The organism is Micromonospora sp. CPCC 205539 (genome assembly GCF_036906815.1).
Lineage (GTDB): Bacteria > Actinomycetota > Actinomycetes > Mycobacteriales > Micromonosporaceae > Micromonospora.
Genome location: NZ_JBAKHW010000040.1, coordinates 22883 through 36334 on the forward strand (window position 1 = coordinate 22883; position 13452 = coordinate 36334).

A 13452-nucleotide genomic window follows, 5' to 3' on the forward strand; every position below is an offset into this window, starting at 1 on the left:
ATCGCCCGGAGGTCCTTCCGCGTGTCGCCCCGCCCCGTTCCGCCGCCCGGCCCCGCGCAGCTGCGCGCCGACTGCGGGCGCTGCTTCGGGTTGTGCTGCGTGGTGCCCGCCTTCGCCGCGTCGGCGGACTTCGCCATCGACAAGCCGGCCGGGCGACCCTGCCCCAACCTGCGCCCGGACCACCGCTGCGGCATCCACACCGAGCTGCGGGAGCGGGGGTTCCCGGGCTGCACGGTGTTCGACTGCTTCGGTGCCGGCCAGCAGGTCGCCCAGGTGACCTTCGGCGGGCGGGACTGGCGGGACGCGCCGGAGACGCTGCCGGCGATGGCTGCCGCGTTCACCGTGCTGCGACCGCTGCACGAGCTGCTCTGGTACCTCACCGAGGCGCTGACACTGCGCCCGCCGGTCGATCTGCGCGCCGAGCTGGCCCGCGCCCAGGCCGAGACGGCGGCACTGATCGCCGGCGACCCCGCCGAGCTGGCGACGGTGGATGTGGCCGCCCAGCGGGCCCGGGTCAACCCGCTGCTGTCCCGGGCCGGTGACGCGGCCCGCTCCCGAGGCGGCGCCGCCGGTGCCGACCACCGGGGCGCCCAGCTCTTCGGGGCGGACCTGCGCCGGGTGGACCTACACCGGGCCAACCTGCGCGGGGCGCTGCTGATCGGCGCTGACCTGCGCGGGGTCGACCTGAGTCTGGCTGACGTCACGGGCGCCGACCTGCGCGGGGCCGACCTGCGCGGCGCGGACCTGCGGACCACCCTCTTCCTGCACCAGTCCCAGCTCGACGCCGCCCGTGGTGACGCACGCACCGGGCTACCGGCGACGCTCGCCCGACCGGCGCACTGGACGGCGCTGCCCCTCACCCCGGTCCGTCAGCCGTCGCGGGCCGCCGCCACCGCGCCGGCGCGGCGCGGCCGACGCCGCTGACGCGAGGTTTCGTCCCCGACGACGCCGGGTAGCCACCGCCGACGCGAAACGGCACCGACGGGGGGCGCGGCGTGGGCTACCGAAAGCGGGACGGTGAGCTGCCGGCGGACCCGGAGCACGCCGAGGACGAGGCCGGCCAGGCCCGGCTGGTGCAGGTCGAGGCGGACACCGAGGTCCCGGCACCGGCCGACACCGACGTGCCGCCGGACATCGTGACCGAGGACGACAACTCGGGTGTCGCCGGTGGCTCCTCCGGCAGCAGCGGCGGCGGGTCGAGCATGCCCGGCCATCCGGACGCGACGCGCTGAGCCGCAGCCATCAGCAGGCGGTCAGCGGCCGCCGCACGGCGTCAACGGCTGGTCAACGCCGCCGCTCGCGCCTCGGTCATGCCCTTGTTGGCCAGCCCGTCGGCCCGTTCGTTCTCGGGGTGCCCGTTGTGGCCCTTGACCCACAGCCAGGTGACCTCGTGACGCTCGCAGGCCGCCTCCAGCCGCTGCCACAGGTCGGCGTTCTTCACCGGCTGCTTCGCGGCGGTCTTCCAGCCGTTGCGCTTCCAGGAAGCCAGCCAACTGGTGATGCCGTTGCGCACGTACGTGCTGTCGGTGTGCAGCTCCACGGTGACCGGCCGGGTCAGGCTCTCCAGCGCCTGGATGGCCGCCATCAGCTCCATCCGGTTGTTGGTGGTCGGGGTGGCCTCGCCGCCGCACAGCTCCCGCTCGTGGCCGCCGTAGCGCAGCAGAGCTCCCCAGCCGCCCGGCCCGGGGTTGCCGCTGCACGCCCCGTCGGTCCAGATCTGTACGCCCTTGCCGGCCGCCGCGTCCACCATGCCCGGCAACCTACCGGGCGGCGTCGCCGTACCCCGCCTGCGGGGGCCACCACGCCGGGGCGGAACCGCTAGGGTCGGCCCGGTGGAACGGCACATCACCTTCGACCGACTGCACAACTTCCGCGACCTTGGCGGCTATCGCACCGAGGACGGGCGATCGGTGCGCTGGCGCCTGCTCTACCGGTCGGATTCCCTCGCCAAGTTGGCGGGCGCCGACCTGGCCCGCTTCGAGGCCCTCGGCGTCCGCACGGTGCTCGACCTGCGCTACCCGTGGGAGATCGCGGCTCGCGGCCGAGCACCGGAGATCGACGGGCTGAGCTGGCACAACCTGAGCATCGAGCACCGCCCCTACGAGCAGGCCACCATCGACCCGACGCTGGACCCGTGGCGTTACCTCGCCGACCGGTACGCCGAGGTCGCCGAGGACGGGGTGGCCGAGCTGCGTCGGGCGCTGGAGGTGATCGCGGCCGCCGACGGTCCGCTGGTCTTCCACTGCGCCTCCGGCAAGGACCGGACGGGGCTGCTGGCCGCCCTGCTGTTGACCCTGCTCGGGGTCGACGAGGACCAGATCGCCGCCGACTTCGCCCGTACCGAGCTGGCCACCGAGGGACTGATCGCCGACTGGCGGGCCCTGCACCCGGACCGGGAGCTGGCCTGGCCGGGGTACGGCCGCGCGCCCGAGGTGATCATCCGTCTCGTCCTGGCCGACCTGGCCGCCGCGCACGGCTCGGTCCTCGGCTACGCCACCGACCGGCTCGGCGTGGACGAGGCGCTCACCGCCCGGCTCCGCGAACGACTGCTGACCGACTGACAGCCGGCGGACTGGCCGGCGCGCTCGCGCCAGCGGGCCGGCCGGGCTGATCGACACGAGATCGCTGAAGTCGCGGCATCAGCGGCAGCGGAATACCGCGACAACAGCGAAGTCGAGTCGATCACGCGGAGCGCAGGACGCGCGCACGCGGAGCGCAGGGCGCGCGCAGCGCGCGCCGCGCTACTTGCCGCCGGTCGGTGGGCTGGGCTCCGGGCCGCCCGCGGCGCCGACCACCGCCGCCGGGACAGCCGGCGCGGGACGGGTCGGGCGCAGCCGGTCGCGGACGCGGTGCGCGGCGTCGCCGGCGGTGGCGGAGATCATCGGCAGCAGTCGGGTGGAGTTCATCACCGCGACCTCCTCGGCGGGGCTGGTGACGCCGTCGAGGAAGCGCAGCACCCGCTCCGGCGGGTTGCGGTCGAAGAGCCGGTCGAAGAACTCGACGCCACCGACCCCGCCCCGGTCCAGGGCGCGCAGCGCGACGGCGTCCATCCAGCGGTGCCGACGCGGATACGCGGGCGCGGGCACCGGCGGCCGGCCGGCGGCGAGGGCGCGGGCCACCTGGTCGGCTTGGCGGTACATGGCGGAGAAGGTGAAGCCGGTGGAGGGACGGGTGGCGCCGCCGGCCGTGCCGAGACGGACCACCCGGGGCGAGGGCCGGGCCGGGAACGGCGCATCGGTCATCGGGATCACCCCGTTCTCCACCTCGCGCACCCGCAGCCCGGCCGGGTCCAGCCCGAGCAGATCCCGGTAGTTGGCGAGCGCCGCGTCATACCCGGCGTCGGTGAGCAGTGCCGGCGAGAACTCGGTGTACTCGACCAAGGCGTAACGGTCGCTCACCGGCAGCACGTACCCGAAGGAGACCCCTCGGGGCGGCTGCGGGGTGCGGAAGTCCATGAGCACCGCCCGGCCCGGGTCGAAGACCGGCCGGTCGGCCTCCAGCCACCAGCCCCGGAAGTGCTGCAACCAGGTGGTCCGCCCGGAGCGGGCCGGCGGGCGGGGGCGGGAGTCGAGCACCCAGCCGGCCCGTACGGTCGGCCCGCCGCCGGTGCGCACCACCACCCTTGCGCCGTCGTCGGCCACCGTCTGGGCGGGCGCGCCGATGCGGGTGGCGTCGAGCCGTCGCTCGGCCTCGGCAGCCCGGTCGTAGACCGGGCCGGAGCGGAGCATGGCGTACCGCAGCGGGGCCAGGTCGAGCACGCGACGCCGCGCCGCCGTGGCCACCTCGACCCGCTGCCAGCTCGCGCTGAGCAGCGGATCCAGGTCACTGCCCGGGGAGCCCCAGAACGCCCAGGTGCGGTCCTGCCCGCGCCGGCGCACCGGGTCGACGATCGCGATCCGCAGGTCGCGTACGCCGTGCCGGTCCAATGCGGCGAGCACCAGCGACGCGGCGCCACCGCCACCGAGCAGCGCGAGGTCGACATCCAGCGGCGCGGTTTCGGTCACCGCACCACGCTGCCACACCGGGCCGCCCGCCGCGGCGCGACGGTCAGTCGACCCGCGCGGCCCGCTGCTCACCCGAGGCCGCACCCGAGGCCGCACCCGGACCCGACCCCGAGGCCGCACCCAGACCCGGAGCCGGAGCCGACGCCGGAGCCGGCTCGGCGTAGGCGCTGGCCACGGCGGCCCGGTTGAACACCCGCCAGGTGGCGGCGGAGACGCCGATGGCTACCGCCAGCCCGACCCAGTACGGCGCGGTGATGCCGAACCGGGCGGCCAGCACGCCGCCGAGCAGCGCACCGGCACAGTTACCGCCGGCCGCCACGAAGAACGTGGTGCTGGCCACCCGGCCCTGCAGCGCTGGTGGTGTGAGCCGTTGACGCAGCGAGTTCGCCACGATGTTCCACAGCGCGCCGTGCACCCCGAACGCGAAGAGCGCGAACCCGACCACGGCCGCGCTGCGGGACGCGGCCAGGGCGAGGTGCAGGCCCGCCTCGATCAGCAGACCGACCCGTACCGTCCAGGTGGCGGTGAGCCGGGCGATGAGCCGGTCGCCGACGAGCGCGCCGAGCACGCCGCCGGCAGCCAGGCAGGTGAACAGCAGCCCGTAGCCGACCGAGCCGAGCCCCAGCCGCTCGTGGGCCAGCAGCACCAGCACCGCGAGCGCGGCGGTCAGGGTGACGTTGAGCAGGCCGATCAGCACGGACATCGTCCGCAGCAGCCGCTGGCCGAGCAGCCAGCGGAACCCCTCGACGATCTCCGCCCAGACCGAGCGGCTCTGGCGCGCATCGCCGTCCGCCGTCGTGGTGCTGGCGCGGAAGTCGCCTCCGATCAGCGCCACGAGCACCGCGCTGAGGGCGTACGTTACGGCGTTGACCAGGAACGGGCTGCCCGCCGCGAGCACGAACAGGAAGCCGCCCAGCGGGCCGGCGAGCATGCCCTGCATCAGGGTGGTGCCGCCGCCGAGCCAGCCGTTGGCCCGTTCCAGCCGCTCCCGGGGCACCACGGCCGGCAGCACCGCCTGGCTGGCCGACCGGAACACGATCTCGCCGGTGTTGACCACGAAGAGCACCGCGTAGAGCAGCGCCACCCCGGCCCGATCCGTGATGATCGCCAGAGCCAGCACGGCGAGCGCGGCCACCCGCACCAGGTCGATGATGATCATGAGGCGACGTCGGTCCACCCGGTCCACCAGCACCCCACCCGGCAGGGCGAAGAGCAGCCAGGGCAGCCAGGCCACGGCGGACGCCGCGGCCACCACGAGCGGATCATCGCTACGCGACGCGACGAAGAGAGGCGCGGCGACCGTGGCCAGACCGCTGCCGAGGGCGGAGAGCGTGCTCGCCGCCCACAATCGGGCAAACCGCGTACCCAGTCCCGCACTTCCGTCCCGTGTCACGGGCAGCGAACCTACCAGCGCCCGCCCGGACCCACCTCGATTTATACCGCCGGCAGCGGCTGGCCGGCTTGACAGGCAACCATTCGGTTACCTATGGTGACAGGCAGCCAAATGGTTGCGTATCGGGAGGGTCCATGGACGAGGCTTTCCGGGCGCTGGCCGATCCCACCCGGCGACGGCTGCTCGACCGGCTGAACGAACGCAACGGCCAGACCCTGCGTGAGCTCTGTGCTGGGCTGGCGACGAGCCGACAGGCGGTCAGTAAGCATCTCTCCGCGCTGGAGGCAGCCAACCTCGTCACGACCGCGCGGCGCGGCCGGGAGAAGCTGCACTACCTCAACGCCGCCCCGATCATCGCCATCGCCGACCGGTGGCTTAGCAGTTACGACCGTCAGCGGGCGGCGGCGCTCGCCGATCTGAGCACAGCATTGGAGCACCAGCCCATGGAGAACCCGACCTTCGTGTACACCACATACATCACCACCACCCCGCGACGGCTGTGGGCGGCGCTCATCGAACCGGCCTTCACCCGCCGCTACTGGGGCGGGGTCGCGTTGATGTCGGACTGGCAGGTCGGCTCACCGGTGCTGTGGCAGGACGCGCCCGACGGCGAGCCCCGCGATCTCGGCCAGCGGGTGTTGGCCGCCGAGCCGTACCGGCGCCTCTCCTACAGTTGGCACGGCTTTCAGCCAGAGCATGCCGAGCACTTCGGCTGGTCCGCCGAGGATCTGGCCGCCCGCCTCGGCGAGCGCCGGTCGACGGTGACTTTCGAGATCGAGCCGCACGGCGACTCGGCCGTCCGGCTGACCGTCGTCCACGACGACTTCTCCCCGGACAGCGAGATGCACCGGGCGATCAGCGGCCAACTCGACGGCAGCGGCGGTTGGCCGGTGTTGCTGGCCAGCCTCAAGACGCTGCTCGAGACCGGCGAGCCGATGCGCGAGCCGGTCGGCTGACCTCGCACCAGCGCCCCAGGGCATTCCCGCCGGCACCGGCAATACCTCGCCTACGGCCCAGCCGCGACAGCCGGACCGGACGGACATCGATCGGACCACCGACGCCGGTCGGCCCGTCGGGGCCTTTCCGCAGCTCTTCCCGCCTTCGGGTGGACACGTGACGGCAACGAGGATTTCTCATTTTCACCTGATCGAGGACCCAACGCACCTAGTGTTGGGCACACCGGTGTTAGTCACGGAGTTGGCCACCCGAACGACGTCCCACGCAGTCAGCGGACGAAAAGTGAGGGAAGACGCGTATGAAGGTCACAACAGCACTCTGCTCGGCGGCGCTCGGCGTGGGCCTCGGCACGCTCCTGCTGCCGGGCGCCGCACTGGCCGACACCACCGTGTCACCGGCCACCACTCCGGTCGGTGGGACCGTCGTGCTCACCGCGACGACCTGCAACCCCAAGTCGGGTGACGCCCTCTTCCGCGTCACCGGGCCCAACCGTAACGAGAACGTCCGATCCACCACGGCCGCCGCCGGTGGCGGGCTGAGCGCCGAGCTCTTCACCGCCGGGTTCACCCTGGGCACGTACACGGTGGCGGCCACCTGCGGCGACGGCAGCTCGGACGGCAGCGCCACGTTCACCGTCACCCCGATCGGCGGCGCCCCGGCCGGCTCCGGTGGAGGCAGCCGCGACAACGGCGCCCTCGCCGCCGGTGGCACGCTGCTCGGCACCGCCGCCGCCGGCGCGGTGATCCTGTTCCGCCGGCGCCGACCGGCCTCCACTGTCGCCTGACCGGCGACCCGCTCCATCCCTGAGGACGGGTGCCCGCACCGGTGACACCGGCGCGGGCACCCCGACGATCCTGGACGAAGGTGGGCACACATGTGGGGGCGACGGATCGGACCAGCCGTGGTCGCGCTGCTCGGCGTCACCGGGCTGGGGCTCATCGCCGCTGGCCTCACCGCCGGTCCGGCACGACCACCGCGGCCGCCGACCGAGACGCCGACACACACCCGCCCCGCGCCGGACCTGGCGCCGCTGCCCCGGGCCGCGCCGGTCCGGGTGCAGATTCCGGCGATCGGGGTACGCGCCGAGGTCGTCCCGGTCGGCGCGGACGCGGCCGGGGTGCTGGAGGTGCCACCCCTGGACCGACCCACCCTCGCCGGCTGGTACCGGCACGGCGTCAGCCCGGGCGAGACCGGCAACGCCGTCCTGGTCGGACACGTCGACTCCTCGGCCGGACCGGCGGTCTTCTTCGACCTCGGTCGGCTCCGCACCGGCCAGGAGATCCAGATCACTCGCGCCGACGCACGGGTCACCGTCTTCACAGTGGACGGTGTGCGGTCGTACCCCAAGGACCGCTTCCCCTCGGCGCTGGTCTACGGACCGGCGGACGCCGCCGGACTGCGCCTCATCACGTGTGGCGGCCGGTTCGACGCGGGAACCGGCAACTACGTGGACAACGTCGTCGTTTTCGCCACCCGCACGGCCTGACCCGGCCGGCCCACCTGTCGGGCCCCCGACCCCGCTCGGCAGAATGCGGTGACACCATCCCCTGCGGGCACCGCCGTCGAGGACGGTGCGCCGGGCGACAGGGGGGCACGCCGTGGTTCAACGACCGGTACGGGACCGGGCTGGCGGCGGCGTACGCGCTCTGGCCCGTCGACTGCTCGGCCGGGTCGAGGGCGACTCCCCCACACCCCGCCGGGCCAACCCGGACGCCGTGGTCGACTGCGCGGTCTACGTCAACGGGCGGCGGGAGCCCGGCCGGCCGCACTACGCCGACGCGTACGCCCGCAGTCAGCGCGGCCGCGACGCCTTCGTCTGGCTGGGGCTGCACGAGCCCGGCCCGGCCGTGCTCGCCGCCGTGGGCCGCACCTTCGGCCTCGACGAGCTGACCGTCGAGCAGGCACTCGCCGACGGGCACCGGCCCACCGTGCAGCGACACGGGCCGGTCACCCTGCTGGTGCTGCGCACCGCCGGTTACGTGGAGCACGCCGAGCTGACCGACACCTCCGAGGTGATCGACACCGGCGACGTGATGGTGCTGCTCGGTGACCGGTTCGCCATCACCGTGCGGCACGGCGCCGCCGGAGCGCTGCGCAGCGTCCGCGCCGACCTCGAACTGCGCCCGACGCTGCTGGCCGCGGGACCGTGGGCGGTGGCCTACGCGGTCTGCACCCGGATGGTCGACACCTACCTGGAGGTGGCCGGGCACGTGGAGCGGGACCTCGAACGGGTCGAGGAGTCGGTCTTCGCCCGCGACCACTCCGCCGACATCCAGCACATCTACCAGCTCAAGCGGGAGGTGGTGGAGTTCAAGCGAGCGGTGCTGCCGTTGCAGGCACCGATGCGCACGTTGCTCACCCCGGGCACCGACGGGCCACCGCGCGCGCTGCACCGCTGGTTCGTCGACGTGGACGGCCGGCTCGGCCGGGCCGTCGACCGGGTGGCCGCGTACGACGATCTGCTCACCTCGATCGTCCAGTCCCGGCTGGCGCAGCTCGCCGTCGAGCAGAACAACGACATGCGCAAGATCGCGGCGTGGGCGGCCATCGCGGCCACCCAGACCGGCATCGCCGGCATCTACGGCATGAACTTCGCATACATGCCGGAGCTGACCTGGCGTTACGGCTACGCGGGAGCAGTCGCGCTGATGGCGGCGGCCGCCCTGTTCCTGTACCGCCTGTTCCGCCGCTCCGGCTGGCTCTGACCCGCCCGCGCTCCCGCGATCTTGCACTTTGGGTCGCCGTTGCGCCCCATAAGCCCGTAATACGGGGGCAGAAAGTGCAAGATCGCGCCGGGTGAGGGCGGGGGCAGGGGATGGGGCGGCGCAGGGCGGCTAACCTCGCCCGGGTGATGTGGCAGCGGTACGTGGCGATCGGCGACAGCACCACCGAAGGACTCGACGATCCGGACGGGGCTGGCGGCTATCGGGGCTGGGCCGACCGGTTCGCGCTGGCGGTGGCCCAGGCCCAGGGCAGCCTGGAGTACGCCAACCTGGCCATCCGGGGCCGGACCGCCGCCCAGATCCGGGCCGAGCAGCTCCAGCCCGCCCTCGAGCTGGCCCCCGACCTGGCCACCGTGGTCGCCGGCATGAACGACGTGCTGCGCCCGTCCTTCGACGCAAACCGGGTCGCCGAGAACGTCGGGGAGATGCAGCGGGCGCTGGTCGGGCAGGGTGCGACCGTGCTGACCTTTACGATGCCGGACCCGGCGCCGGTGATGCCGCTGGCCCGGCCGCTGCGGGGGCGGATGCTGGCGCTCAACTCGGCGCTGCGCGCGGTCACCGCGCAGACCGGGGCCACCCTGCTCGACCTCGGCGCGCACCCAGTCTCCTCCGATCCCCGGCTGTGGAGCGACGACCGACTGCACGCCAACAGCGCCGGGCACGAACGGATAGCCGCCGCCCTGGCGTACACCGCGGGTCTGCCCGGCACCGACGACTCCTGGACGACGCCGCTGCCACCCGCACCCCGGCGGCGCCGCGGCGAGGTGTTCGGCGCCGAACTGGCCTGGGCCCGCCGGCACCTGCTGCCCTGGCTGGCCCGCCACCTGCGCGGCCGATCGTCGGGCGACGACCGGACCGCGAAGCGACCGGTGCCGCTGCCGGTACCGCTGGACTAGGGCTGTGACCGCCGCCGGTCGGCCCCGACGACGGGTGCGGCAGGATGGCCGGGTGGGTAAGGGTGCGGGGCGACGACGGGCGGACGCGACGACGGGACGGGCCTGCCCGTGCGGCTCCGGCGGGGCGTACGCGGACTGCTGCGCCCCGGTGCACGCCGGCACCGCGCAGGCGCCGACCGCCGAGGCGTTGATGCGCTCGCGGTTCAGCGCCTTCGCCCTCGGCGACACCGACCATCTGCTGCGCAGTTGGGCCTCCTCGACCCGGCCGCCGAGTTTGGACCTGGACGCCGGGCAGCGGTGGACCCGGCTGGAGATCGTCGAGACCGAGCGGGGCGGCCTGCTCGACAACGCCGGCACCGTGACGTTCCACGCCCACTACCGGAACGCGGGTCGGCCGGGCACGCTGACCGAACGCAGCCGGTTCGTCCGCGAGGACGGCCACTGGGTCTACCTCGACGGTCAACACCCCTGACGGGCCGCTCCGGCATAGGATGACGTGCTGCGACGGCGGATGGAGACCACCGATGACCATGACGTTCATCAACCTACCGGTGCGTGATCTGACCACCGCCGCCGAGTTCTTCCGGGCCCTCGGCTTCACCAGTGAGCATACCGAGCCGAACGCGGACACCCTGTTGCTCACCGTCTCGGACAGCGCCCGGCTGATCCTGCACCTCCGCTCGGCCTTCGAGGCTTACGCGGGAGTCGCCGCGACGGACACGGCGACCAGCCGGGAGGTCATCGTGGGGCTGGCGGTGGAGAGCCGCGAGCGGGTCGACGAGTTGGTCGGGCGGGCGGCCGTCGCCGGCGGCGAGGCGCTCGGGCCGGGGATGACCAACGGTCCGCTCTACATGCGCGGTTTCCGCGACCTCGACGGCCACCAGTGGTCGTTCCTGCACCTGAGCGACTGAGTTGCGAACGTCCCGACGAGTTGGTCATCCTGAGACCTTCGCGGCGTGCGACCGGCGGTGGCGGGCCGCCAGCACGAGCGCCACGATGAGGTACGGCCCGGCCAGCACCGCGAACGCCACCGCGTTGCCGGCCACCGTGGCGACCAGGGCGTAGCCGACGTAGGTCCCGATGACCAGCAGGTCGGTGGCCATTCCGGCCAGCGAGGTGACGGTCGCGCGGCTGCGCCCGGTGATGCGGGCCTGGAGTCGGGCGTCGGCCAGCACGGTGGCCAGTGCGCGGCTCCGAACGCCACCGCGAGCAGCACGAAGCCGGCGGGGTAGGCGGTGAGGGCACCGCCGGCCAGCGCGACGGCGACCACCGCCAGCAGGGCCGCGTACCCCGGGCCGGTCAACCGCTCCCCCGCCGGGGCGAGCAACCCACCGACGGTCACGCCGGCCCAGAGCAGCAGGAGCAGCAGCGGCACGGCCTGGGCGTCGACGCCGGTGTCCCGGGCCAGCAGCGGCGTGTACTCGTCCAGGGCACCGGCGTCGGCGGCCACCACCGCGACCAGCAGCACGGCGGACCGTACCGGCGGGTGGACGCGGACCTGCGTCACCCCCGCCCGCAGCGTCTCCCACCAGTCGTTCACGACGGACGCCGCGACCGGGTCCGGCGTCTCGGCCGGCGGACGGTGCTCCGGGAGGCGGGTGGCGACGGCGGCGGCGAGCAGTCCGGCGAGCACGCTGGCGGCTCCGACCGCGGGATAGCCGCCGGCGGCGAGCACCGGGCCGGCGAGCACGCCGGAGACCACCACACCCAACACGCCCGCCGTACGGGACCGGCCCAGTATCCGGGCGTACCGGTCGGCGGCACCGAGCCGATCCAACTCGGTCCAGACCAGCGCCTCCAGGGCACCGGAGACCAACGCCCCGCCAGCGCCCCAGAGCAGAAAACCGACCGCGAAGGCCGGGTACGACGGGAACAGCACCCAGAGCGCGAAGCCGGCCGCGGTCACCAGCGGGGCAAGACACAGCAGCAGCCGGCGGGACATCGTGTCGGCCCACGCGCCGGAGGGCACCTCGAACAGGATGCCGGCCGCCGACCAGAGGACGAAGAGCGACGAGATCTGCCCCACCGACAACCCGGTGGCGTCGAAGAGCAACGCGTACACCGGGTAGAGCAGAACGAGGTCGCTCAGGAACGCGTACCCGTAGAGAGTGGCGCTGAGCCGGCGGACCGCCGGGTCGGGCACGCGTGCGGCGTTGGATCAATGTCGCCAGGTCATGGCGCTGATGCTAGCCCGCTGGCGGCGGGGTGCAAGCTAATTGAGCCGGGTGAGCAGGATCCGACCGCCCTCATAGACGCCGCCGTCGATGGCGAGGACCCGGCCGTCGGCATACCGCACCGCCGCCGAGACGTCCTGCGGCGCGACACCGAAATGCTTCGTGAGCGTGCTGTGCCCGTGCACGATCAGGTCGGCGCCGAGTGTCCGCAGCATCGTCGCCACGGGGTCGTCCGAGCGAGCCGGCTCGGCGTCGCGGAACCCACCCCGATCACTCATCCGCTCGCAGAAATCCAGCCACAAGGCGCTGTCCGTACTGGCCAGGGCCACGGACACGGCTGCGTTGATCGCCGCGACGCTCGAGCCGAACTCCAGGTACCGTGCGGTGTCGGAGTGCACGAGCAGGTGCCGGTCGACCACCAGGACCGCCGGCAGGCCCATGATCCAGGCGACATGCTGCGGCGTCAGCCGGCGGAGATCGGCCTCCCGCCCGCCGAAGCGTGCCCAACCACCCCGGAATCCACCGGGCTCGTCCCATCCGGCAACAGGCTCCGTGCCGAACCGGTGCGCGGCGAGCAGTTGCGTCTCGTGGTTACCCAGCAGGGCTCCCACGTGACCACCCGTGGCGGCAGCGCCCACCGCGAGCCGGCGGATGTCGTCGAGGACGCCGATGCCATCCGGACCACGGTCGACATAGTCGCCGAGGAGCCACAGCCGGGCCTCGCCACCGGACCATTCCCCGGCGTGATCGACGAGTCCGGCCGTACGCAGCACCTCCCGCAGCTCGGAGCGGTGACCGTGCACATCCGCGGCCACGTACAAGGGGCGACCTGCTGGGGGCATCGATCAAGCCTACCGGCATGCCGGGCGTACGGATCGGGGCGGGAACCGGTTGCCCGGATTCCCGCCCCGCTGATCCGTCGCGGTCAGCGCCGGTTCGGGTCGACCGGCGGGATGACCGTGGTGGCCTCGCTGTCGTCGCCGGTCCGCTGCTCGGGGGCCACGCGGTCGGTGCCGCCGCGCACCACCTGCGTCGCGTCGGCGTCGGCGCCACGACCGACCACCTCCGTCGTGTCCGGGTCGGACGGCCGGGCGACCACCTGCGTCGTGTCGTCCACCGCCGGCCGGGTGGCCTGCGTCGGCTCGTCGTCGACGGGCCGGGTCACCACCTGCGTCGGCTCGTCGTCGACCGGCCGGGTCACCACCTGCGTCGCGTCCGGGTCGGCTGGTCGAGGGGCCTGCGTCGGCTCATCGTCGGCAGCCGGGGCGAACACCGGTGATGCGGTCTCGGCGGGCGGCTGCGCCA

Annotated in this window: 14 protein-coding genes and 1 pseudogene; 10 read left to right on the forward strand and 5 right to left on the reverse strand. The window is 73.7% G+C overall.

The genetic code is table 11. The features are described 5' to 3' along the window. Positions 1-21 precede the first annotated feature (21 nt). Together V6V47_RS26980 and V6V47_RS26985 are read left to right on the forward strand one after the other, a co-directional pair. Positions 22-924 (forward strand): pentapeptide repeat-containing protein, encoded by a 903-nt coding sequence (locus V6V47_RS26980; protein WP_334631180.1) that lies wholly within the window; start codon positions 22-24, stop codon positions 922-924. 71 nt (positions 925-995) lie between these two features. Then, positions 996-1232 (forward strand): preprotein translocase YidC, encoded by a 237-nt coding sequence (locus V6V47_RS26985; protein WP_334631181.1) that lies wholly within the window; start codon positions 996-998, stop codon positions 1230-1232. 41 nt (positions 1233-1273) lie between these two features. Here V6V47_RS26985 and rnhA read toward each other — a convergent pair whose 3' ends face one another. Next, entirely contained in the window at positions 1274-1750 is a 477-nt protein-coding gene (rnhA, locus tag V6V47_RS26990; RefSeq protein WP_334631182.1) for a ribonuclease HI, read from the reverse strand. A gap of 82 nt (positions 1751-1832) precedes the next feature. On the opposite strand from rnhA, the gene V6V47_RS26995 reads away from it, so the two are divergent. After that, positions 1833-2561 (forward strand): tyrosine-protein phosphatase, encoded by a 729-nt coding sequence (locus V6V47_RS26995; protein ID WP_334631183.1) that lies wholly within the window; start codon positions 1833-1835, stop codon positions 2559-2561. Between the two features lie 180 nt (positions 2562-2741). Here V6V47_RS26995 and V6V47_RS27000 read toward each other — a convergent pair whose 3' ends face one another. Then, a complete protein-coding gene (locus V6V47_RS27000; protein ID WP_334631184.1) occupies positions 2742-4022 on the reverse strand; it encodes a lycopene cyclase family protein in 1281 nt (426 codons plus the stop codon). A gap of 25 nt (positions 4023-4047) precedes the next feature. Further along, entirely contained in the window at positions 4048-5397 is a 1350-nt protein-coding gene (locus tag V6V47_RS27005; protein ID WP_334631185.1) for an MFS transporter, read from the reverse strand. Positions 5398-5531: 134 nt separating this feature from the next. Between V6V47_RS27005 and V6V47_RS27010 the strand changes: the two genes are divergently transcribed. The 7 genes from V6V47_RS27010 (at position 5532) to V6V47_RS27040 (ending at position 10884) form a co-directional block, all read left to right on the forward strand. Further along, positions 5532-6353 carry an ArsR/SmtB family transcription factor gene (locus tag V6V47_RS27010; RefSeq protein WP_334631186.1) on the forward strand — a complete coding sequence of 274 codons (822 nt, stop codon included), beginning with the start codon at positions 5532-5534 and terminating at the stop codon, positions 6351-6353. 299 nt (positions 6354-6652) lie between these two features. Further along, entirely contained in the window at positions 6653-7138 is a 486-nt protein-coding gene (locus V6V47_RS27015) for a hypothetical protein (RefSeq protein WP_334631187.1), read from the forward strand. A 90-nt stretch (positions 7139-7228) separates the two neighbouring features. Next, complete coding sequence (locus V6V47_RS27020; RefSeq protein ID WP_334631188.1) at positions 7229-7840, forward strand: class F sortase; 612 nt, start codon at positions 7229-7231, stop codon at positions 7838-7840. Positions 7841-7952: 112 nt separating this feature from the next. After that, positions 7953-9059, forward strand: a complete 1107-nt coding sequence (locus tag V6V47_RS27025) for a magnesium and cobalt transport protein CorA (protein ID WP_334631189.1) — start codon at positions 7953-7955, stop codon at positions 9057-9059. A 146-nt stretch (positions 9060-9205) separates the two neighbouring features. Then, a complete protein-coding gene (locus tag V6V47_RS27030) occupies positions 9206-9973 on the forward strand; it encodes an SGNH/GDSL hydrolase family protein (protein WP_334631214.1) in 768 nt (255 codons plus the stop codon). Between the two features lie 52 nt (positions 9974-10025). Further along, positions 10026-10445 carry a YchJ family protein gene (locus V6V47_RS27035; RefSeq protein WP_334631190.1) on the forward strand — a complete coding sequence of 140 codons (420 nt, stop codon included), beginning with the start codon at positions 10026-10028 and terminating at the stop codon, positions 10443-10445. Between the two features lie 52 nt (positions 10446-10497). Further along, a complete protein-coding gene (locus V6V47_RS27040) occupies positions 10498-10884 on the forward strand; it encodes a VOC family protein (RefSeq protein WP_334631191.1) in 387 nt (128 codons plus the stop codon). A gap of 24 nt (positions 10885-10908) precedes the next feature. Here the strand turns inward: V6V47_RS27040 and V6V47_RS27045 are convergent. Further along, positions 10909-12116, reverse strand: a pseudogene (locus tag V6V47_RS27045) (MFS transporter). Positions 12117-12185: 69 nt separating this feature from the next. Continuing rightward, positions 12186-12989 carry a metallophosphoesterase gene (locus V6V47_RS27050; protein ID WP_334631192.1) on the reverse strand — a complete coding sequence of 268 codons (804 nt, stop codon included), beginning with the start codon at positions 12987-12989 and terminating at the stop codon, positions 12186-12188. Between the last annotated feature and the right edge of the window lie 463 nt (positions 12990-13452).